Raw genomic sequence first — 22,156 nt, forward strand, 5'->3', positions numbered from 1 at the left:
GAGTTGTATAAAAACAAACACAGGGGAGAGTGATGCCCAGCGAGCATCCTTCGCATCCGGCCTGGGCCGGAGAACGCGATGCCGCGCGCGATCTGGCGCGCAAACTGGTCGTGGCCGGTGAGCCATCGTTCGACGATCTGTGGAAGTCCTTCCACTACGATCCCGATCGGGCCGAGATCACGCTGAACGGCCAGCGCATGGTGCTGACCGACAACAATGCCTTGGGGATCATGCGGCGCGAGCTGGTGTCCTCTTTGGGTTATGACAAAGCGCGCGGGCTGGTGACGCGGATCGGGTACGGCATCGGTTCGGCCGATGCGCAACTGGCACTGGACCTGCGCAAGGAAGATGACATTTTCGCTGGCTTCGCTGTCGGGCCGCAGCTTCATGCGCTCAAGGGATCGGTCAAGGTCGAGCCGCTGGTGTTCGAAGCGGATCGCAAGACCGGCCATTTCTACAGCGAATATCATTGGCACAATTCTGCCGAATGCCTGTCGCACCGGCAGGAGCTGGGCATCACGCCCTATCCCGGTGGCTGGCAGCAGGTGGGCTATGCTTCGGGCTATGCTTCGGCGTTTTTCGGGCGGGCGATGATCTTTCGAGAAGTGCAATGCGTCGCCATGGGGCACGATCGCTGCTTCCTCGTCGGCAAGGCGGCCGAGCAGTGGGAAAACGCCGACGAGGAAATGCGCTGGTTCCGCACGGAAAACTACGCACAGCGACAGGGCGGGGTGGCGGCGGGAAAGCTGCTACCCGATGAAGACCTGCGCATCGGCCAACGCTCCATCGTCGGCGCCTCCTCGGCGTTCAACCTGGCGCTTCACCTCGTGAACAAGGTGGCGAGAACCGATGCGCCGGTTCTGTTCACCGGCGAAAGCGGCGTGGGCAAGGAGGTGTTCGCGCGCGAGTTGCACAAGCGCAGCAACCGTGCCGATGGTCCGCTGGTGTCGGTCAACTGCGCCGCCATTCCCGAAACGCTGATCGAGGCGGAATTGTTCGGCGTGGACAAGGGGGCGTTCACCGGCGCTACGGCGTCGCGCCCCGGTCGCTTCGAGCGGGCCGAAGGCGGTACCCTGTTTTTGGACGAAATCGGCACCTTGTCGTTCGCGGCTCAGGCCAAATTGCTGCGCGTGCTGCAAGAAGGCGAATACGATCGCGTGGGTGGAAGTCGGCCGCTGCGCACCAACGCCCGGCTTGTCGCTGCAACCAATGCGGATCTGCACCGGGACGTGGCAAACGGCACGTTCCGGTCAGACCTGCTGCACCGGATTTCCACCTTTCCGATCACGATCCAGCCGCTGCGCCGGCGCCGCGCCGATATCCCGCTGCTGGCCAACTATTTCCTGCGCAAGATGTGCGCCAAGCACGGGCGCACCCAGGTGGCGTTCGACGATGCGATCATTCGCCATTTCCTGGAATACGATTGGCCGGGCAACATTCGCGAGATGGAAAACCTGATCGAGCGGGCGGTGATCCTGGCCGACGATAACGAGCTGATCGGCATCCACCACGTCACGATGACGGCGCAATCGTTCGACGGCGGACACACCGATGGCGGCGATGGCGACGGGCGAGCCGGTGAGCCATTTTCCGCCTATGTGATGGATCGCATTCGCCGCGGGGCGTCTGGCCTGCCCGAAGCGTCCGATAGGATCGATGCCCTACTGCTCGATGCGCGCCTGACCCGCGACGAGGTGGTAGACCGTCTGATCGGCGCAACGCTCGTGGCCACCAGCAACAACGTCACCGAAACGGCGCGGCGCCTTGGCATGACGCGCTCGCAGGTCAACTATTGGTTGCGCGGGCAACGCGGGGCATCGTCACAGTTGGCCTGACAAAGGCGCATCATGGCCCCAATCGCGGTATTTGCGGCGCACAACCTCGGTCATGCTGGCAATATCGGGCGAAAGATCGCCCACGCGGTGGCTCATGATGATCGGCGATGTCGCAGGCTCGGCCAGTTCGCGAAAGGCAATATCGTGGCTGCGCGCGCGGCGCACCGACTCAGGGACGATGGCCATGCCTTCCTCCGCCGCGACAAGGCCAATGGCGATCTGGAGTTCGCGCGCCTCGTGGACGATGCGTGGTTCGATCGCCTGGTCGCGGAACAGCGATAGAACTTGGTCGGCATAGCTTGGGCGCGGAGAGCGCGGATAGAGAATCTGCGGCTCGTTCGCCAGGTCGTGCAGCGAGATCGGCCCTTCACCGCGCGCCAGGGGATGGTCGACCGGGAAGGCGGCGATCAACCGCTCGTTGTGCAGAACGATGCGGCGTACGGCCGGATCGTCGAAGCGGATGCGACCAAAGCCTACGTCGATGCGCCCGTCCTTCAACTGTGCGATTTGTTCGAGCGTCGTGCTTTCGACCATCACGATCTCGACATCTGGCGCGACCTTGCGGAACTCGCGGATCATTTCGGGCAGCCGGGCATAGATCGTGGAGGCGACAAACCCGATGACGAACCGCCGCCGGCGGCTGGTGGCGGCGGTCTTCACCATCGTGTCGACATCCTCCATCCGCGCCAGCAATTGCACGGCCTGGGCATGGAGCAGGCGACCAACCTCGGTAAGGCGCAGCGGCCGCATCGTGCGATCCAGCAAGGGCGCGCCGACATGGGCTTCGAGCTGTTGGATCGCGCGCGACAATGGCGGCTGGGCAATATGCAGCCGCTCGGCCGCGCGGCTGAAATTGCCTTCGTCGGCAACGATCACGAAATAGCGCAAGAGGCGCAGGTCCAGCATGGTTCATACCTATCAGGTATAGAGATTAGACCCAATAGATGTTGGATTGCTTCCGGCGCAAGGCTTATCGATCATTGAAATTCTGCTGTTTGGGGCAATTTCTGCAATGGCAACGCTGAGTCGGGCTGATACCTTCATTGTCGATGTGCCGACGATCCGCCCGCATGTCCTGGCCATGGCGACAATGCATGCACAATCGATGGTGATCGTGCGCCTGACCGACGCCGACGGCATCGAAGGCGTGGGTGAGGGCACGACGATCGGTGGTCTCAGCTATTGCCCGGAAAGCCCCGAAAGCATCAAGTCGGCGATAGACACCTATATCCTGCCCGTGCTGAAAACCTGCGATATCGCGCAGGTCGGCGCGACCATGGCCAAGGTTTCCGCCAGTGTGCGCGGCAACCATTTTGCCAAATGCGCAGTGGAATCCGCCTTGCTCGACATCGCAGGCAAACGGCTTGGCGTGCCGGTCTCGGCGCTGATTTCCGGGGGAGCGCGGCGCGATCGGCTGCCCGTGGCCTGGACCCTGGCCAGCGGCGATACCGGGCGCGACATTGCCGAGGGTGAGGAAATGCTCGATCGGCGCCGGCACCGCATCTTCAAGCTCAAGATCGGCAAGCGTGCGGTGCGCGATGACGTTGCCCACGTCGGCGCGATCTGCAAGGCGCTGGGCGATCGCGCCAGCATTCGCGTCGATGTGAACCAGAACTGGTCGGCAACGCAGGCCAGCCTGGGCATGGCGATGCTGCACGATGTGGGCTGCGATCTGGTCGAGCAACCGATCGCGGGCGATGACATCGCGGCGATGGCCCGCCTGACCGCGCAGCAGACGATCCCGCTGATGGCCGACGAAGCCTTGCACGGGCCGCGCAGCGCACTGCGCATCGCCTCGGCCGGCGCGGCCGATGTGTTTGCGCTCAAGATCGCCCAATCCGGGGGGCTGTTTGCTGCGGCCGAAGTTGCGGCAATCGCCGCGGCCGCAGGCATCGGTCTCTATGGCGGGACGATGCTCGAAGGCAGTGTCGGTACGGCCGCCTCGGCCCATGTCTTTGCCACCATCCCGCATCTGGCCTGGGGAACCGAGTTGTTCGGCCCGCTGCTGCAGACCGAAGAGATTCTGCGCGAGCCGCTCGACTATCGCGACTTCTCGTTGGGCGTGCCCGACGGGCCAGGGCTTGGCATCGCTTTTGACGAGGACAAGCTCGCCTTCTTCCGGCGCGACCGCGACGGGCCGCGTCTTCATCCCGTCAGTGCAGGAGCCTGAAACCCATGCTGTTCATGGTGGAAATGGACGTCAACATTCCGCTGGCCTTCGATGTTGATGAAGCGACGCGGATCAAGGCTGAGGAAAAGGCCTATTTCCAGCAGCTTCAGGCGGCAGGGACCTGGCGCCACATCTGGCGCAAGGTGGGGCTCTATTCGAACGTCTCGATCTTCGATGTGGAGAGCAATGCCGCGCTTCATGACACGCTGATGGCGCTGCCGCTCTTTCCGTTCATGACCATCAAAGTGACCCCGCTGTGCCGGCATCCCTCGTCGCTCCACGACGACGATCGCTGAGCGCAGCGTACGAAAACCGGGCATAAAAGACATCCAGGAGAGTGAACATGGACACCAGCTTCGTCAAATCGCCAGAAGTCCAGAAACTGCTCGATCGCGCGGCGGGCATCGAAGAAAGCGGTGGCAACCCGCGTCTCAAGGCTATCATGCGCGACCTTATCGAAAGCGCCATGGCCGTGATCGTCAAGCATGACGTGTCGGAGAGCGAATTCTGGTTGGCCGTCAAGTATCTTGCCGAAGGTTCCGGCGAACTCGGGCTGATCGTACCGGGCATCGGGCTTGAGCATTTCATCGACCTGTTCCTGGATGCCAAGGACGCGCAAGCCGGGCGGGTTGGCGGCACGCCGCGCACTATCGAGGGGCCGCTCTATGTGGCCGGTGCGCCGCTGGTGGAAGGCGATGCCGCGCTGACGGTCGATCCCGACGAAGGCGCCCACACTCTCTACATGAGCGGCGCGGTGACCGGCCCTGATGGCGAGCCGGTGGAGAATGCGATCGTGCATGTCTGGCATGCAAACAGCCAAGGGTGGTATTCGCACTTCGATCCAACTGGCGAACAGACCCCGTTCAACAACCGCCGGCGCATCAAGCTGGGCAAGGACGGGCGCTATGCGTTTCATTCCAAGCAGCCGAGCGGCTATTCGGTGCCGCCCGGTGGCGCAACGGACCAACTGATGCAGGCCTTGGGCCGGCATGGCAATCGCCCGGCGCACGTGCACTTCTTCATCGAGGCACCGGGCTATCGCACCTTGACCACCCAGATCAATTTCGGCGACGACCCCTTTGCAGCCGACGATTTTGCCTTTGGCACGCGCGAAGGCCTGCTGCCTGTGCCCAATCGCCAGGGTGATGCGGCATATATCGCGTTCGATTTCCAGTTGCAGCGAGCCAGCGATGCCGAAGACGAGGGTTTTTCCGCCCGCGCCCGTGCTGCTGCCGAACCAATGGATGCGGCATAACGCACCGCCAGGGCGGATAAGGCGCATTCTTCGGCTAAAGGTTTCGATACGACATGGACAAGATCTACGCCAATCCTGCCGCTGCGCTTGATGGCCTTCTGTTTGACGGGATGACCATCATGTCGGGCGGGTTCGGGCTTTCGGGCAACCCCGAAAGCCTGATCCCCGAAATCCGCCAAAGCGGGGTCAAGGATCTGACGATCATTTCCAACAATGCCGGTGCCGATGGCTTTGGCCTGTGGATGCTGCTGGAAAGCCGGCAGGTGAAGAAGATGATCTCGTCCTATGTCGGCGAAAACAAGTTGTTCGAGAGCCAGTACCTGTCTGGCGAACTGGAACTGGAACTGAACCCGCAAGGGACGCTGGCCGAGCGGATCCGCGCCGGCGGCGCGGGCATTCCGGCCTTTTACACGAAAACCGGGGTCGGCACTGTCGTGGCCGAGGGGAAGCCGGTGGACGTGTTTGAAGGCGCCGAATATGTGCGAGAGACCTGGCTGCGGGCGGACCTCTCGATCATCAAAGCCTGGCGGGCGGACCCCGCGGGCAATCTCATGTATCGCAAGACGGCGCGCAATTTTAACCCCAACATGGCGACGGCCGGCAAAGTGACCGTGGTGGAAGTGGAGGAAATCGTGCCTGAAGGGACGTTCGACCCCGATGGCATCCACACACCGGGCATCTACGTCGACAGGATCGTCCTCGCCACGATCAATGAGAAGCGCATCGAGAAGCTGACCACGCGTCAGCGGGAGAGTGCATGATGGCCTGGACCCGCGACGAGATGGCCGCCCGCGCCGCGCGCGAACTGCGCGACGGATATTACGTGAACCTGGGCATCGGCATTCCCACTCTGGTGGCCAATCATGTGCCGCCCGGTGTGAACGTAACGCTGCAGTCTGAAAACGGCATGCTGGGCATCGGACCTTTTCCCTATGACGGGGAAGCAGACCCTGACCTGATCAATGCCGGCAAGCAGACCGTTACCGCGCTCCCGACCAGCAGTTTCTTCTCTTCGGCAGACAGCTTTGCCATGATCCGGGGCGGCCACATCGACATGGCCGTGCTTGGCGCGATGGAGGTATCGGCCCAGGGCGATCTCGCCAACTGGACGATCCCAGGCAAGATGGTGAAAGGCATGGGCGGCGCGATGGACCTGGTTGCGGGGGTCAAGCGTGTGGTCGTGGTCATGGATCACGTTGCCAAGGACGGCAGCCCCAAGATCCTGCCTGCCTGCACATTGCCGCTCACCGGCAAGGCGGTGGTGGACCTCATCATCACCGATCTTGCTGTCCTGGCGGTCGATCGCGGCAAGGGCGGGCTCACCCTGATCGAATGCGCAGCGGGTGTAACCGAGGCGGAAGTGCTGGCCAAGACGGCGGCGCCCTTGGCGCTTTCCCTGACCGCGTCAGAGCACGCACCGACCGCATCAAAGGAATTGGCATGCCGTTCCTAGCGCGCCCTGGCGCCCGGCTATACATCAAGCACGACGGGCGCGATCAGGCGCCCGGGCTCGTTCTGCTCAACAGCATCGGCACCGACATGGACCTGTGGGACGCCGTCCTGCCGCATTTGCGCGATCGCTTCGCGCTGCTGCGGATCGATACGCGCGGCCATGGCGCTTCGCTGGCCGATCCGGGGGACTACAGCCTGGCGCAATTGGCAGACGATGTGCTGGCCGCAGCCGACGCCGTTGGATTTGCGTGCTTTGCCGTGGCGGGTGTTTCGCTCGGCGGGATGATCGCCATGGAACTGGCGCTGCGCGCGCCGGGCAGGGTAAGGGCCTTGCTGCCGATCTGCACTTCGGCAACGATGGACCGCGCCGCGTGGGACAACCGCGTTGCCACCGTGCGCGAGCAAGGCATGGCCGGAATCGTCGATCTGGCGATGGGGCGTTTCCTGTCCGATGCTGCCGATCTGGCCATCTATCAAGCGGTCCGGCGTCAACTGCTTGCCATGGACGCGCAAGGCTATGCCGGCTGTGCCTGCGCCATTCGTGACATGGCCCTGGCCGACCGGCTCCACACCATCGCCTGTCCGACGCTGGTAGTGACCGGCACGCGCGACACCTCGACGCCGTTCGAGGGCCATGGCGAACACCTGGTTGCGCGCATTCCCGGCGCGCGCCATGTTGCGCTGGCAGCGGCGCACCTGGCTCCGCTAGAGGCGGCAGAGCCGCTGGCCGCGACCATCGCCGCCTTTCTGGAAAGCTGATACCGCATGCCCGATGCTTTCATCTGCGACGCCATCCGTACCCCGATCGGCAAGCTCAACGGATCGCTCGCCACCATCCGCGCCGACGACCTGGCGGCTGTGCCGCTCAAGGCGCTGATGGCGCGCAACCCGGGGGCAGACTGGGCGGAACTGGACGATGTGCTGCTTGGCTGTGCCAACCAGGCGGGCGAGGACAATCGCAACGTGGCCCGCATGGCCGTGCTGCTGGCGGGCATGCCTGAAACGGTGCCGGGGGTTACCGTCAACCGGCTGTGCAGTTCCGGTCTCAACGCGCTGGGCATGGCAGCCCAGGCGATCCGTGCGGGGGACGCGGATTTCCTCATCGCGGGTGGCGTCGAGAGTATGACGCGCTCGCCCTACGTCATGGGCAAGGCGCATAGCGCATTCGCGCGCGACCAGAAGATCGAGGACACAACGCTGGGCTGGCGCTTCATCAACCCCGCGATGAAGGCGGCCTATGGTGTGGATACCATGCCGCAGACGGCCGAGAACGTCGCCGAGCAATGGCAGATCAGCCGCGAGGACCAGGACCGCTTTGCCCTGGCCAGCCAGGAAAAGGCACATCGCGCCACGGCCAGCGGGCGCTTTGCCGCCGAAATCGTGTCCGTGGCGATCCCGCAGCGCAAAGGCGAGCCGATCCTGTTCGATGCAGACGAGCATCCGCGCGCCACGACGCTGGAAGCGCTCGCCGCTCTCAAGCCCGTTGTGAAGCCTGGCGGGACGGTGACGGCGGGCAATGCATCCGGCCTCAACGATGGCGCCGCAGCCATGCTCGTTGCGACAGAGGCAGCGGCTGCGGCGCATGGCCTGACACCGCGCGCCCGCGTCATCGGCATGGCCGCCGCCGGCATCGCGCCGCGCATCATGGGCGTCGGCCCGATCGAGGCGGCGCGCAAGGTGCTGGCCCGCCACGCGCTGCGGATCGACCAACTCGACGTGATCGAACTGAACGAAGCCTTTGCCAGCCAGGCGATCGCTACCTTGCGCGATCTTGGCATCGATCCGCTCGATCCACGCGTCAATCCCAACGGCGGGGCGATCGCGCTGGGTCACCCACTGGGCATGTCTGGTGCACGGATCGCGATGACCGCAGTGGAGGAACTGCACCGCAAGCAGGGCCGCTATGCCCTAGCGTTCCTGTGCATCGGCGTGGGGCAGGGGCTGGCGGTTCTGCTAGAGCGTGTCTGAGCGGAATACCGGCAAGCGCTGAAAAGTGCTAATGTGAAAAGAAAATCCACCCGCTTGATAAGCCGGTATATCCGCTTCTTGCCGATGCTCACGCATCGCTTCACCTCGGCGATCCGCAGAAGCCGGACATATTCCTCCGACGATCGCGTCATTTTGAACTCTTGCGATCGCGGCTTCGCGGGCGCGGACGAAGCCGCGATCGCTGTCCAGAAAGGCGGATATGGGTCTGTGGCGAGAACGGTCTGCGGTCGATCCTGCCCGGATCGAGCAGGGCCTTGTTACGGTCCTGGCCCATCACAAGGCTACCGAGGCAAGCTTCGCCAAAGGCTGGCCAGGCTTCTCCCCCGCCTTCTGCGAGCCGGGTCAGAAGCCAGACCACGTAAGGTCAGGACCTGGGGCAGGGGCTTCTGGAGCGCCATGAAGCTGGCGCCGGATTGCTGGTCGGTGATCGCCGAGGACGAACGAACCGCCACGCTCGTTGCCCTGTTCACCGGCTTCATGGACATCGGCGAGCCGTGCGATGAACGCGACGACGCCAACACAATCCGCGATGAGCACGCAGCCCTCATACCCTGCGCCCTAGTTGGAATGCGCAAGCTCGCGCTCATGCGCGAGGACAAGAAACCCGCTCTCCGCGCCATGCAGACTGGCAAGACAGGTCGAAACGCGGCTGGGGCATGAAGTACAAGCGCTGCTGCGCGGCAGCCCGACGCCGCGTCAACGCCGCCTTCCGTTGGCGCTTACTATGAAACACCAGAAACATGCACTGCCCCGCCAAGTGAGAGCAAGCATTGCCAGGGCCGTTTGGCCCAATGCGGTGGTGCATAGCGTGCAACTCCGATCGACCCACGCAGCGCGATCTGGTCAGAGCCGGGCTGACAGTTCCTTGAGAAGCGCCAGGAACAGATCGCGATGCTCTGGCCCGATGATGCTGTCGATCCTGGCGTTGTGGGCCGCTGCCTTGAGTTCCAGCTCGGCGAGTTGGGCCTCGCCAGCCGCGCTCAGTTTGAGGCGGAAATTGCGGCGGTCGATCTCGTCGCGCTCGCGCTCGACCAGCCCTGCCTTGCCGAGTTCACGCAAGGACGCGGTCAGGGTGGATTTGTCGCGCCCGCTGGCCGCGCTCAGTTCGGTCTGGTTGATGCCGGGGTTGTCGTAAATGATCCGCAGCAGGGCATACCAGCCCGGCCAGATGCGGATTTCGCCAATGCTGCGGGAATAGGCGGCAAACGATGCCTCCTGCGCGCGGCGCAGATGATAGGCGATGACGTCGTCGAGCCCGCGCGTCCATTGCCTGTCTTCGGTAGCTACGGCCGCTTCACCGCGCCGCTTCTTACCGGCCATGGACCACCGCTGGCGTGACCCGCACAACGAGCGCCGAATCAACATGACAGCAACTACATCGCGGCATCAATGGTCCCAAATCCGGCAGACGGTCCGGATCGGTCGCACGGCTGGCACGGCGGAGTCAAGCTTGGCGGAAATGCCGAGCAATCACCGGGATGGCACATGGCGCACGATCAGGGCAATCGCTGCCAACACCACCACCATCACCCCTGCGATCGCCCAGTGAAAGCCGGCCATGCCGAGCGCGCCAACCACCACTGCCCCCAGCAACGCGCTGGAAATCGCGCCAAGCCGGCCAATCCCGGTTGCCATGCCCACGCCACGCGCGCGGGTTGGCGCCGGATAGATGTTCGACGCCAAGGCATAGAGGCTGGTCTGGGCCCCGTTCACGCAGCCGCCCTCGATCGCGATGAGCGCGAATGTCGCGGCAAGCGGCAGGTGTACATTGGCCAGCAAGGCCAGGGTCGCAGCCGCGCCAACCGCCACCAGCGCCATCGCCGCCATCACCCAGCGCGAGCCGAAGCGGGCCATCAACGCGCCCCCCAGCAGGGCTGTGACAACCCCGCCCATGTTGAACGCCGCCAGACCTTCAGCGGCCTGCGCCACACTCAGACCGCTCTCTGCCAGCAGCGTGGGCAGCCAGTTGAACGCGGCATAGACGGACACCAGGGAAAAGAAGAACGCCGCCCACAACAGCATGCTGTCGGCGCGCAACGCCGGGGCCCAGACGGCCGACAGCGGCGCGGCAGCACCATGCGATCGGGCTGCGGCGCGTTCGGGCAAAACCGCATCGCCCAGGCCCATCCGGCGCAGGCTGCGCAAGACAACCGCGGGGCTCGCGTCGTTCGAGAGCAGGAACGTCACCGATTCCGGCACCGCCAGTATTAGCAGAAGTGCCAGCACCAAGGTGCAGGCGCCGGCCAGCACAAACAGCGCCGGCCAGCCCATCACGGGCAGGATCGCCGATGCCGCCATGCCGCCAACCACGCCGCCCAGCGGCACGCAGACGATCGAGAGGATGACCGCCAGGCTGCGATGGCGCGCCGGCGTAAATTCTGCGGCCAGCGCGGCAACAGTGGGGAAAGCCGCCCCCAGCCCGAGGCCGGCGGCAAATCGCAAGCCTGCCAGTTGCAGCGGCGTGTGGACAAAGCCGATCAGCAAGGTGCCCGCACCAAACAAGGTCGTGCTGGCCACCAGGGCAGCCTTGCGACCGAACCTGTCGCCCACAACGCCGCCGCTGATCGCCCCGATCAACATGCCAACCTGCGCAGCCGCCAGCGCGCTGCCCAGCGCCGCCTTGGGCAGGCCCCAATCCCTCATCAGGCTGGGCAAGGCAAAGCCCAAGGATTGGTTGTCAAACCCATCCAGCAGGATGGTGAGCGACACCAGCGCCAGCAGCAGCTTTTGCCGCCAGCCCCAGGGTCGGTCATCAATTACCCCCGCAACGGACGAAGGCGCCTCTCCCAACGCCATCAGCCCAGCCTCGCCTCGACGACCACCGCGCGGCGCTCGTTCTTCAACACGGCGAAAGCGTCGCCCAGCACGGTGGCAAGGTCGCTCTCGCGGTCCACGACGAAACTGGCCGCACCGCCCGATGCCGCTGCAATCGCGCCGTAATCAGGCGCTGGCGTAAAACTCAAATCAAGGTCGGCGGCCTTGCTGGCATGCCCATCGGGATGAACCGCAAGCGCTGAATGGCGCGGCGCATTCCAGCCGTCATTGTTCAGCACCACTTGCAGGAAAGGCGTGGCATAGCGGCGCGCAATCCAGTGCACGCTGGACGGCACGGTAAACATATAACAGCCATCACCCGACACGGCGATCACCGTCGCTTCGGGATTGGCCAGCTTTGCCCCGATTGCCGCGCCGCCGTTCCAGCCCAGCGATCCGCCGCCGCTGGCAAACATGCTGCCAGCACGCACGGGGGCCAGATGATCGAACACCGGCTGATAATTGGTGATGCCTTCGTTCATCACGATGGTCTGGCCATCGAACTGCTCGCGCAGGGCCGCCATCAGGCGGGCGATCGTAAGCCCCTCGCCCGCGAACACTTCCTGCGCGACGCGGGCGCGACGCGCAGCACTGCGCGCGGCATAGTGCCCGGTCTTTTCGGCCAAGGCAGCGGCATCCGTGTCCAGTGCCGCTGCTGCATCGCCGATGGCCTGCAAGGCTTGCGCGGCATCAGCGCGGAAACTGCGGTGCGGCTCGATATACCATAGCGGCATCTGCTCCTTCAGCGGGTCGATGTCGATGTGATAGATTTCGGCCGCTTCGGACGGGGTGTTCTTGATCGGAATCCACGGCACGTCGCAGTCTACCACCAGCACCAGATCGGCAGCGGCAAGATCGGGGTTCTGCTCGGGATTGTTCCAGTAGTTGCCAAGATAGAACGGGTTGTTGTGCGGCAGGTTGACGTAGCTGGGCACCGATTCCACCACGCCCGCACCCACCTGGGCACACAACGCCGCCAACACGTCAACCGCTGCCGGATTACGGCCGAGATAGGACGTGACGATCAACGGGCGCTTCGCCTTGACCAGCCGCTCGGCCAGAAAGCGCGCATCCTGCGCTGCCAGCGCGCAGGGCGTCACCGGCTGCCAGCGTGCCATGTCCACGCTTACCGGCTCGCACGGCGCCTCCAGCACTTCGCGTGGGGCCATCAGATAGACGGGGCCCTTGGGGTCAGACCTGGCAAATTGCATCGCGCGATGAACCAGTTGCTTGACGTTTGCGCCGGTGCGGATTTCGTTGTCATAGCGCATGTAGCCGCGCACCAGCCCGCGCTGGTCGTGGACATCCTGAATCCACTGGATGAACTCGTTGCGGCTGCCGAGCATTTCCCCGTCCTGGGTAAAGGGCGAAGAACCGGCGAAGATCAGCACCGGAATGCGCGCCTTGGCGGCATTGTGCACCGCGCCAGCCAGGGCCTGCGTCCCGCATTCGACGTGGATGATGACGGCCTGCGGCTGACCACTAATCTGGGTATGGCCATGGGCAATGGTCAAGGCCACCATCTCGTTCGGGCAGGTCACGATGGTCGGAACGGCCCGCCCGTTTGCGCGCGCTTCGGCGATCGCCTCTACCAGCCCCGGATGATCACTACCCAGATTGACGAACGCGTGCGTGATGCCTTGCTCGACAAGGGCTTCCAGAAAGGCAGTGGCGGTGGTGTACATCACGAACTCCGAACGATGTGGTCGATGCTGCGCAACAGCGCGGTGCAATGGGCAAGTGCGTGCGTCGTCACGCCGTGACGGTGGGCTGCGGCCAGCAAACCACCCTGAATGGCATCGACTTCGGTGGGGCGGCCGGCCTCCACATCCTGCAGCATGGACGGCTTGTGGGCGCGGTGATGGGTCATGGCAAAGGCAACGGCTTGGCGCACTCTCTCAACGTCGACCGCCACGTCGTTGGCCAGCGCGATGGTGATTCCTTCCGCCACCACCTGCAACGCGAGATCACGAGCGGGCGCGAAGTCACCGACCTCGCCCACTGTCATCCGCGTCAGGGCGCAGATACCATTGAGCGCGGCGTTGAAAATCACCTTTTCCCAAATCGCGACCTTGACCGAAGGCTCGGCGCTCGCGCCAAGGTCCGCCTCGGCCAATGCGGCGGCAACCTGGTGAATGGCGGGGGTATCCGCGCCTGTCAGGCTCCAGAACTTGACCATGCCATCGCCCGCCACGTGGATGCGCCCATGGCCGAGCAAATCGGCAGGCCAATTGGTAATACCCACCAGCACTCGATCAGCGCCGACAACGCCTGCAATCGCGACACCGTTGCCCAGGCCGTTCTGCAGCGTGAGCACCATGCCATCGGGGCGCAACGCGCCAGCGTTCTGTACCATGGCAGCGGCGGTATGCTGGGCCTTGGTGAACAGGATCAGCAGATCAGTCTCACCCTGCGCCACGCCGGGCAACGCCGCCGCGCAACGGGCGGGGATGTCGTTTTCCCAGACGCCATTGGCGGCAATGGCCGCGACCCGCGCGGGGTCTGTATCGACGAACACCACCTGATGGCCGGCCCGGGCCAAGCGCCCGCCAAACAGGGTGCCCATGGCGCCTGCCCCCACAACCATGATCTTCATGCCGGCGTCTTTCGGATAAGGGCCATCACCACCCGCTGCCCCACTGATAGGGCATGTCCTGGCGGATCACGTTGATCTCTTGGATCTTGCCGTCGGCGATCTTGAAAACCTCCTGGATCAGCGTGTCGTGCGGGCGGCTGAACAGCGGCACAACGGACTGCGGGCCGCCGGGAACGGCCCCGGTGATCGCGGCGCTGGCCTTGGGCTTTGACACCTCGATCACCATGGCGCCGACCACGATGCCGCGTTCCACATCGACGATGGGGAAGCGGCGCTCCTTGATCTTGTCCATGTAGGTGTAGTCGCTCATTACGTTGCAGGCCCAGGTGTTGCCCAGCGGGTTGAGCGAGGTCTGGTTGCCGTTTTCATAGCGCCGGCACCCCAGGGCAGACTGCACCCCAGCCCCATCGTGGCGCTGCAAACCCTCGAAATAGCTGTCGGCAATGGCGATCAGTTGCGCGCGGGTGGAACGGCTCTGCTCCGGCAGAATCTGCTCGAAATAGGGGTTGGGCGCGGCAAGGCCCCGCACACCGCCAGCAGGCCGGTCGCCGATCACCTGCTCGATCTCGGTGATCTGGCGATTCTTCACCGCCAGCCGCAGCCAATAGGCGCCGCGGCCACCCGCCTCGGTCGCAACGCCCAGCATGGCGACCTGCCCGGTGGAAGGATCGGCCAGGATCTGGCGATAGGTGATACCGTCCACCAGCTTCCAGAAATAGTCCGATTGGGCGGGCGATACCCGGCCGTTGACGGTTTCCCTGGCGCCGGCCGCGATGGGCTGGCCAGCGCGATCGTGCGTGGGAATGGCGTCGATATAGCTTTCCATCATCGCGATCAGGCAGGCCCGGTCACACGATGCGGCAGGCGCGGCCTGCAGGGGGGCCACTGTGGTCAGCGCCATCGCGCCGGCCAGCGCGAGACTGGCGATTGAAATCTTGGTCATGGTCGAAGCTCCCCATGCGAAAAAGGCTGGCGCCACAAAGGGCGCCAGCCAACAGGGTCAAAACTTGAAGCGAATGCCGGCGGTCATATAGAGCCCGATGACATCATAGAACTGCGACAGGGTGGAAGACGGGGCAATGCCAAAGGTGGTGGCACCCAGCGGCGGGGCCTTGTCAAACAGGTTGTTGGCCGAGGCAAACACATCGACCCCCTCCAGCTTGCCGCCCAGGTGATAGGTGACATTGAGGTCGGTATACCACACCGCGCCGATATGGTTGTTGGCCACGAACGAGGGCGTATAGGTGCTGTCGATCGCGCGGCTGCCGATCAGCCGTTCTTGCACCAGCACATTCAGCCGGCCAAGGTCGATATCGGCGCTGGCCGTGCCCTGAAAGGGCGTTTGGCTGGCGCGATCGATCGGCGCGGAACCCGGCGTCGTGGTTTGCAGCTTGGTGACGTAGGACGCCAGCGCCCGCAGCGAAACCCGGCTCGGCTGGCCGAACACCGTGCCGATGCCAAAGCCATAGTTCATTTCGACATCGAAGCCGCGCGTCTTCAACGTGGCAAGGTTGAGATTGGGCGTGGAGATCACCGAGATGGCGCCGCCATTGCGTGTGATCAGCGCACACAGGGCCGCATTGCCCGCGGCGCACTCATCCACCGTCTGCTGGTTACTGAGGCGGGTGATCGCGCCATTGATGCTGATGTCGTAATAATCGACCGATGCGCTGAAACCGCGCCAGAAGCTGGGGGTGAGCACCGCACCGATCGTGATGGTGTTCGATTTTTCCGGCTTCAGGTTGGGGTTCCCGGGCAACTGGATCGTCGCCGTCGCCGAGGCATTGGCATTCTGGCGATCGATTACCGTGGCAATCGTCTGCGCCTGAGACAGGTAAAGTTCGCCGAGGTTGGGCGCGCGAATATCGTGCGAGACCGTGGCACGCAGGCGCAGATCGCTTGACGGCGCATAGACCAGGCCCGCCTTGTAGGTCCACACCGTGCCGGCGTTGGAATAGTGCGTGACGCGGGCAGCGCCGTTCAGTTCCAGTGACTTGGCAAAGGGCTTGTCGGCCAGGAGCGGAATCTGTGCTTCGGCAAAGGCTTCGTCCACCAGATAGCTGGCATTGACCGGCGAGGAGTTACCCAGGAAATAGCCGCCCTGGGTGCCCAGCAGGCTGCCGGGAAACCCTTGCGCGCCATTGCCGGTCTGGGTGATGGTGGCCAGCGAGGGCACCACTTGCTTCAGGCCTTCGCGGCGGTGTTCGGCGCCCACGGCCACCTGCACCTTGCCGGCGGGCAGTTCCAGCGGCGACCCACGCAGCGTGGCCGCCAGTACATCCTGCGTGACAGTCTGGTTGGCATAGGCATTGCCGGCAATATACTGGCGCGCCGCGGCCGACGGGGTGCCGGCGCCAAACAGGTTGATGGGCACGCAGCCATTGCCAGGATTGCTGAGCGTCGAGCGGCAGACGATCTGGTTGGTGGCCGGGTTCACCACCGCATCAACCGCGTTGTAGAGATTGGCTGTGATGATGCCGTTGGCGGCGGTAAAGTTGCCCTGCGTGCGGCCATGCTGGAAATAGGCGTCCCAGTTCCAGTTGGCACCGATGCGGCCCCGCGCGCCAATGACGCCGCGCACCACCTCGGTTTCGACCTGCTTTTGGTAGACCCCAAGGTCAATGTTGTAGCGGCCCATCTTGAAGCTGCTGCCAGGCGCCATTTGCGAGGCGATGCTGGCCGGCAGATAGGCATTGTCGGCAAAGATCGTGTAAGCCGTGCCGTTCACGCCATAGCTGTTGGCACCGGCATTGTTGGTGATGTAGGTATGGGCATAGTTGCCCTCGGCGAACACCTCGACGCTGTCCTTGTCGCCATAGGCAACGTGGACAAAGCCCACCTTGGCATCCAGCGGCGTTTCCAGCGTGCCGGTTCCAACCGGACTGGCGCCATCCCCGCCCGACATCGAACCCGACGTGCGGTTGGTGCCAAAGGTGAATGGCGCGGTTGCCCCGTTCGGCAGGAACTGCGTTCCCGCCAGCGGGCCCGACACGATCAGACCGCCTGTGGTGGCATAGGGAAACACCACGTTGTTGGCCACGATCAGCGTGGGGTTGGTGGGCGATGCCGGATTGGCTGGCGACACATTGGGGTTGTTGACCAGGAAGCTGCCAAGACGCTGCCACGCGCGGTTCTTGCCGCCGATGTTGTAGCCTTGGGCGCCAGTGTCCTTGGTGTAATCAAAGCTTGCAACGACGCGCAGCTTGCCATCCAGGAACGACGTGCCGCCGGCCAGCGAGAGACGGGTGGTCTTGCTGTCGCCGTAACGGCTGATGCCTTGCGAGGCGAGGCCCTTGAGCCCGGTAAAGCGATCGTCGAGGATGAAGTTGGTAACGCCCGCGATGGCGTCAGAACCATAGGCCGCCGACGCCCCACCGGTCACGACTTCCACGCGCTTCATCAGCAACTGCGGGAACAGGTTGATGTCTACCGCGCCGGCATCTTGCGTCGACACGAAGCGGCGGCCATCGAGCAGCACGAGATTGCGGTTGGTGCCCAGGCCGCGCAGGTTGAGGTAGCTGTGCCCGGCGTTGGCTGCCGCACCACCCGCCGTCCGCGAGTTGGACCCGTTGAAGCTGGGCAGTGACAGCACGCCTTCGGCCAGGCCACGCGGCGAGGCATCCTGCAGGCGGTCGGCCGACATCACGGTAACAGGGGTTGGCTGGGCATTGCCATTGCTGGCAACGCGCGACCCGGTCACGACAATCTCCTGCGCCACGGCCGCATCCTTGGCCGCCTGATCCGGCGCCTGGTCTGCCGCTTGTGCCTGCGCCGACGCGGCCCACAGTCCCGCTACGATCATCGCGGTCACGCTCGCCGATATCCGTGCATCCATCCCTGCAAGTCTCATTTTTGCTCTCCTCCAGGCCGTCGATTCGTTCACGGCCTTGGCGCGCTGATACAGCATTTTAGTTTGACGACAAACTAATTATGCCCCAAGCTGTCAGCCGGAAAGTTTGAGGAGAAGATCTGGTGACCTTTACCCGTTTGAACCCGATCACCGGCGAAGTGGCATCAACGGCGCGCGCGATGACAGCAGCCGACGTGCCCGCAATTGCTGCGGCCGCAGCGGCCGCACAGCCCGCATGGGCCGCGATGGGCCCCAATGCGCGGCGCACGGTTTTGATGCAGGCAGCAGATGCCCTGGTGGCCCGCAAGGATGATTTCATCGCCGCGATGATGGCCGAGATCGGGGCAACCGCTGGCTGGGCGGGCTTCAACCACATGCTGGGTGCCAGCATGATCCGCGAGGCAGCGGCCCTCACTACGCAAATCGCGGGCGAGGTTATTCCCAGCGACAAACCGGGTTGCCTGGCGATGGCGCTCAAGGAGCCGGTCGGGGTCATCCTCGGCATCGCCCCCTGGAATGCCCCGATCATTCTGGGCGTGCGCGCGATTGCCGTGCCGCTGGCCTGCGGCAATGGTGTGATCCTCAAGGCGTCGGAACAATGCCCCCGCACCCACACGCTGATCATCGACAGTTTTGCCGCTGCCGGCCTGCCGGAAGGATTGGTGCAAGTCGTCACCAACCGACCCGAGGATGCTGCCGATGTCGTTGGTAGGCTGATCGACGCGCCACAGGTCAAGCGCATCAACTTCACCGGCAGTACGGCGGTGGGTCGCATCATCGCCAAGCGTGCGGCTGAAAACCTCAAGCCGTGCCTGCTCGAACTCGGCGGCAAGGCGCCATTCGTCGTCTGCGCCGACGCCGACCTTGACGAGGCGGTCAAGGCCGCCGCGTTCGGCGCCTATTTCAACCAGGGCCAGATCTGCATGAGCACCGAGCGGATTATCGTAGTCGATGCCGTGGCCGATCAATTCACCGCGAAATTCGCTGCCAAGGTCAAGAGTTTGACCGCTGGCGATCCACGTGGGGGCAAGACTCCATTGGGCGCCGTGGTCGATGCCAAGACGGTCGCCCATTGCCTCTCCCTGGTCGAAGATGCCGTCGCAAAAGGCGCGAACCTTCTCGTCAGCGGCGAGACGAGCCAGAACGTCATCATGCCCGCCCATCTGGTGGACAACGTGACCACCGACATGAAGCTGTTCCGCGACGAGAGCTTCGGCCCGGTCGTCGGCATCATCCGCGCCCGCGACGAAGACCACGCGATCGAGCTGGCCAACGACACCGACTACGGCCTTTCCGCCGCGATCTTCACCCGCGACGCGGCCAAGGGCCTGATGCTGGCCAAGCGCATCAAATCAGGCATCTGCCACATCAATGGCCCCACCGTGCACGACGAGGCGCAAATGCCGTTCGGCGGGGTAGGCGACAGCGGCTATGGCCGCTTCGGCGGGCGCCAGGGCATCGACAGCTTCACCGAAACCCGCTGGATTACGGTGGAAACCCTGCCCGGCCATTATCCGATCTGAGCGGAACCAGCGCGCCGATGCAGATAATGCTCGGCATTGGCGGGCCTAGCTCCCGAGCCGGGTAGCCGCGCCGGGCCATATGGCGGCCGTCGTTCCTCTGCCGGGCATCGCCCATCTTTGGGTTGCAAAAGCATGTAGTGTTCCGGTTTAGATGCACGCATCCGCGTAGCTGGGAGAGTGGCGCGATGCGTTTTGACAAACTGGATCTCAATTTGCTGGTCACGCTCGATGCGCTGATCGAATTGAAGAGCGTTTCCAGCACGGCGGAGCACCTGAACCTGACCCAATCGGCGGTCAGTGGGGCGCTCAAGCGGCTGCGTGAATATTTCAACGACGAGCTTCTGGCGAGAGACGGCCGCAGCATGGTACTGACCGGCAAGGCCCAGCAGCTTGCCCCTGCCATTCGCGCGATTCTGCTACAGGTGCGATCCACCATTACCAACCCATCCGAATTCGACCCGGCCACCGCGGTTCGGTGTTTCACGCTGGGGTGCTCGGACTATGTGGCGATGATCGTTGGCCACGACCTTGCGCTGCAGGTTCAAAACGAGGCGCCGGGGATCAGTTTCAAGTTCCTTCCCCCTGATATTAGTGCGCTGGAGATGTTCGAGCGAGGCGACATCGATCTTCTGATCGTTGCCGAAAGTTTCGCCAGGCCGGAACACCCGCGGCGCGTGCTGTTCGAGGATGACGCGCGGGCTGTCTGCTGGGCCGAAAATCCGACGATTGGCGATCACATCACGCTCGACCAGTTCCTCGACATGGGCCATGTCTGTGCCGAATTCAGGGGCGTTTCGCACCCATCCGTGTATGAAAAGCAGTTGACGGAAATGGGCATCCATCGCCGCATCGAGGTGTCGGTCGCCTCGTTCGCCATGGTTCCTTTTGCACTGGTCGGCAGCAGGCACATGGGCGTGATGCACCGCCGCCATGCCGAACGGTTTGCACGCATGTTGCCTTTGAAGGTTCTGCCTTTGCCCCTCGCGCTCAAGCCCGTGGTCGAAATTGCGCAATGGCATCGTCACCGGACATCCGATCCTGGCCTCGAATGGCTGCTGTCGCGGCTCGAAAGGGTGTTGCACACGATGGATGTCCACGCGGCATGAAGGCTGGCGCCATGCCGGCATCTATCATTTTACGTGATGTATCCGTACACGCCTTACGATTTTCCTGAAGTCTGGCTTCCTGACAAAACGCGCCCGCAACGCGCGATGAAGCGCGGTGCCACCGTTCAGGAGAGCCCCCATGAATCACACCCTGCTCATGCCGCCACCAGATTCACATGGCGTCGCGACCGATGGCTTTGGCGCACGGATAGAGCAGATACTGCCGCAGATCGCCGCCGGGGCTGCACAAGGCGATGAGCGCAGTTCGCTTCATCCCGACAGCATCGCTGCCTTGACCCAAGCAGGTGTCTTCCGCGCTCTCGTGCCGGCAATGTATGGTGGCGACGAGGTCGATTTCATCGAATTCCTGGCCGGCGTGCGGCGCCTCGCTGCGGTGTGCCCTGCTTCTGGCTGGATCGCTGGTGTGGTTGGCACGCATTCGCACGGGATTTCCTATTACGGCAAACAGGCGCAGGATGACATCTGGGCCGATGGGCCCGACACCCGCATCTGCTCGTCGTTCGCGCCGGTAGTCACCGCGCAGACGACCGAGGGCGGCTATCTGCTTACCGGCGCATGGGACTTTTCCAGCGGTTGCGACCATGCTGCCTGGGCCCAGCTTGGATTTCGCGTTGAGGGCATGCCGGGCGTGTCATACCTTGGCCTGATCCCGCGCAGCGACTTCAATATCGTAGACAACTGGGACACGGTTGGCATGCGTGCCACCGGCAGCAAGCGGGTGGAAGTGCGCAACGTGTTCGTGCCGCAGCATCGCTGCTGGGGGCCAGGCATGTTCGCGCCGCCAGCAGAACCCGGTCTGCACGACCATTGGCTCTTCCGGATGCCATTTCTGGCCACTGCGGCCAACTTCGGCGCCGTACTGCTCGGTGCTGCGGATGGCGCCCTGGCTGCCTACCGCGAAAGTGTGCAGAAACGCATTCGCCCGCATACCGGCAAGCTGCGGATGGACAATCCACTGTCATTCATCCGGCTTGCTGAAAGCCATATGGAAATCCGCGCTGCCAGTGCGCTGGTCACCGCGCACTGGCAAGGCATTGTCGATCACGCCAAGGCGGGAACCCGTCCGGCGATGGACGAGGTCTTGCGCTCGCGTGGCGACGAAGCATTTGCCGGGCGCATGATCATGAACGCGGTTGACCGGCTGCTCGCCGCCGCTGGCGGAAGCGCGACATTCAAGTCGCGACCGTTGCAGCGCTATTGGCGGGACATCCATACTGCCGGCAATCACATGTTTTTCGATCTCGAAAATCGCCTGGTCATCGTCGGGCGCCATCTGGTCGGCCTTGAGCCGGACCCCGACTTACTGTGATTGATGCGTTAAGTCTCACCGCAGCAATCACGCCGGCATCAGCACCACGGCCGATCTTCACAGCACGCCGTCGATCTCCAGTTCGACCGCACTCGCCTTCGAGCGCCGGCGCCGCTGGCGGCGCCATACCGCGCTCCTCGAACTGCTTACGCAGCTCCCGGAGCTAGGTGAACAGTTGCGATGGGCTCAGCGTATGCCGGCGCGCCACCGCGCAAACCGTCTCGTGGCCTGAAAAT

Annotated in this window: 19 protein-coding genes; 12 read left to right on the plus strand and 7 right to left on the minus strand. The window is 63.8% G+C overall.

From position 1 onward, the window contains the following. Positions 1–32: 32 nt before the first annotated feature. Entirely contained in the window at positions 33–1,835 is a 1,803-nt protein-coding gene (locus SCA01S_RS14505; RefSeq protein WP_062786759.1) for a sigma-54-dependent Fis family transcriptional regulator, read from the plus strand. Here the strand turns inward: SCA01S_RS14505 and SCA01S_RS14510 are convergent. After that, positions 1,821–2,738 (minus strand): LysR family transcriptional regulator, encoded by a 918-nt coding sequence (locus SCA01S_RS14510; RefSeq protein ID WP_028657838.1) that lies wholly within the window; start codon positions 2,736–2,738, stop codon positions 1,821–1,823. The two genes, SCA01S_RS14505 and SCA01S_RS14510, sit on opposite strands and share 15 nt — an antisense overlap. Positions 2,739–2,847: 109 nt before the next feature. On the opposite strand from SCA01S_RS14510, the gene SCA01S_RS14515 reads away from it, so the two are divergent. From SCA01S_RS14515 to SCA01S_RS14550, 8 genes are all read left to right on the plus strand, one after another. Further along, the gene (locus tag SCA01S_RS14515) at positions 2,848–4,005 is read left to right on the plus strand and encodes a muconate/chloromuconate family cycloisomerase (RefSeq protein ID WP_062786761.1); all 1,158 of its coding nucleotides are present in this window, start codon (positions 2,848–2,850) and stop codon (positions 4,003–4,005) included. A gap of 5 nt (positions 4,006–4,010) precedes the next feature. Continuing rightward, positions 4,011–4,301, plus strand: a complete 291-nt coding sequence (catC, locus tag SCA01S_RS14520) for a muconolactone Delta-isomerase (RefSeq protein WP_062786764.1) — start codon at positions 4,011–4,013, stop codon at positions 4,299–4,301. Positions 4,302–4,348: 47 nt separating this feature from the next. Further along, the gene (locus SCA01S_RS14525; RefSeq protein ID WP_062786765.1) at positions 4,349–5,260 is read left to right on the plus strand and encodes a dioxygenase family protein; all 912 of its coding nucleotides are present in this window, start codon (positions 4,349–4,351) and stop codon (positions 5,258–5,260) included. Positions 5,261–5,313: 53 nt separating this feature from the next. Next, positions 5,314–6,021 (plus strand): CoA transferase subunit A, encoded by a 708-nt coding sequence (locus SCA01S_RS14530; RefSeq protein ID WP_022676234.1) that lies wholly within the window; start codon positions 5,314–5,316, stop codon positions 6,019–6,021. Beyond that, the gene (locus SCA01S_RS14535) at positions 6,021–6,713 is read left to right on the plus strand and encodes a 3-oxoacid CoA-transferase subunit B (protein ID WP_062786861.1); all 693 of its coding nucleotides are present in this window, start codon (positions 6,021–6,023) and stop codon (positions 6,711–6,713) included. Before SCA01S_RS14530 ends, SCA01S_RS14535 begins: the two co-directional genes overlap by 1 nt. Further along, a complete protein-coding gene (locus SCA01S_RS14540) occupies positions 6,701–7,471 on the plus strand; it encodes an alpha/beta fold hydrolase (RefSeq protein WP_062786768.1) in 771 nt (256 codons plus the stop codon). Before SCA01S_RS14535 ends, SCA01S_RS14540 begins: the two co-directional genes overlap by 13 nt. Before the next feature lie 6 nt (positions 7,472–7,477). Further along, complete coding sequence (gene pcaF / locus SCA01S_RS14545; RefSeq protein ID WP_062786770.1) at positions 7,478–8,680, plus strand: 3-oxoadipyl-CoA thiolase; 1,203 nt, start codon at positions 7,478–7,480, stop codon at positions 8,678–8,680. Between the two features lie 417 nt (positions 8,681–9,097). Next, positions 9,098–9,361: a hypothetical protein gene (locus tag SCA01S_RS14550; protein WP_062786779.1), complete on the plus strand. Its 264-nt coding sequence runs from the start codon at positions 9,098–9,100 to the stop codon at positions 9,359–9,361. 183 nt (positions 9,362–9,544) lie between these two features. Here the strand turns inward: SCA01S_RS14550 and SCA01S_RS14555 are convergent, their stop codons facing one another. The 6 genes from SCA01S_RS14555 to SCA01S_RS14580 all read right to left on the minus strand — a co-directional run bounded on the left by SCA01S_RS14555 (position 9,545) and on the right by SCA01S_RS14580 (position 17,913). Further along, a complete protein-coding gene (locus tag SCA01S_RS14555; protein WP_022676230.1) occupies positions 9,545–10,021 on the minus strand; it encodes a MarR family winged helix-turn-helix transcriptional regulator in 477 nt (158 codons plus the stop codon). Positions 10,022–10,171: 150 nt separating this feature from the next. Beyond that, the gene (locus SCA01S_RS14560; RefSeq protein WP_084391022.1) at positions 10,172–11,497 is read right to left on the minus strand and encodes an MFS transporter; all 1,326 of its coding nucleotides are present in this window, start codon (positions 11,495–11,497) and stop codon (positions 10,172–10,174) included. Further along, complete coding sequence (locus SCA01S_RS14565) at positions 11,497–13,200, minus strand: thiamine pyrophosphate-requiring protein (protein ID WP_022676228.1); 1,704 nt, start codon at positions 13,198–13,200, stop codon at positions 11,497–11,499. The genes SCA01S_RS14560 and SCA01S_RS14565 overlap by 1 nt, the downstream gene beginning before the upstream one ends. Then, positions 13,200–14,111: a ketopantoate reductase family protein gene (locus tag SCA01S_RS14570; protein WP_062786781.1), complete on the minus strand. Its 912-nt coding sequence runs from the start codon at positions 14,109–14,111 to the stop codon at positions 13,200–13,202. The genes SCA01S_RS14565 and SCA01S_RS14570 overlap by 1 nt, the downstream gene beginning before the upstream one ends. Before the next feature lie 25 nt (positions 14,112–14,136). Next, positions 14,137–15,054, minus strand: coding sequence for a DUF8021 domain-containing protein (locus SCA01S_RS14575; protein ID WP_062786784.1), 918 nt, complete (start codon positions 15,052–15,054; stop codon positions 14,137–14,139). 57 nt (positions 15,055–15,111) lie between these two features. Continuing rightward, positions 15,112–17,913: a TonB-dependent receptor plug domain-containing protein gene (locus SCA01S_RS14580; RefSeq protein WP_245652641.1), complete on the minus strand. Its 2,802-nt coding sequence runs from the start codon at positions 17,911–17,913 to the stop codon at positions 15,112–15,114. Positions 17,914–18,083: 170 nt separating this feature from the next. On the opposite strand from SCA01S_RS14580, the gene SCA01S_RS14585 reads away from it, so the two are divergent. From SCA01S_RS14585 to SCA01S_RS14595, 3 genes are all read left to right on the plus strand, one after another. Further along, complete coding sequence (locus SCA01S_RS14585) at positions 18,084–19,484, plus strand: aldehyde dehydrogenase (protein ID WP_062786790.1); 1,401 nt, start codon at positions 18,084–18,086, stop codon at positions 19,482–19,484. Between the two features lie 185 nt (positions 19,485–19,669). Next, on the plus strand, positions 19,670–20,590 hold the full coding sequence (locus tag SCA01S_RS14590) for a LysR family transcriptional regulator (protein WP_062786792.1): 921 nt from the start codon (positions 19,670–19,672) through the stop codon (positions 20,588–20,590). 139 nt (positions 20,591–20,729) lie between these two features. Beyond that, positions 20,730–21,920, plus strand: a complete 1,191-nt coding sequence (locus SCA01S_RS14595) for an acyl-CoA dehydrogenase family protein (RefSeq protein WP_233251117.1) — start codon at positions 20,730–20,732, stop codon at positions 21,918–21,920. The last annotated feature ends 236 nt before the right edge of the window (positions 21,921–22,156 follow it).

Source organism: Novosphingobium capsulatum NBRC 12533, from assembly GCF_001598375.1.
GTDB lineage: Bacteria > Pseudomonadota > Alphaproteobacteria > Sphingomonadales > Sphingomonadaceae > Novosphingobium > Novosphingobium capsulatum.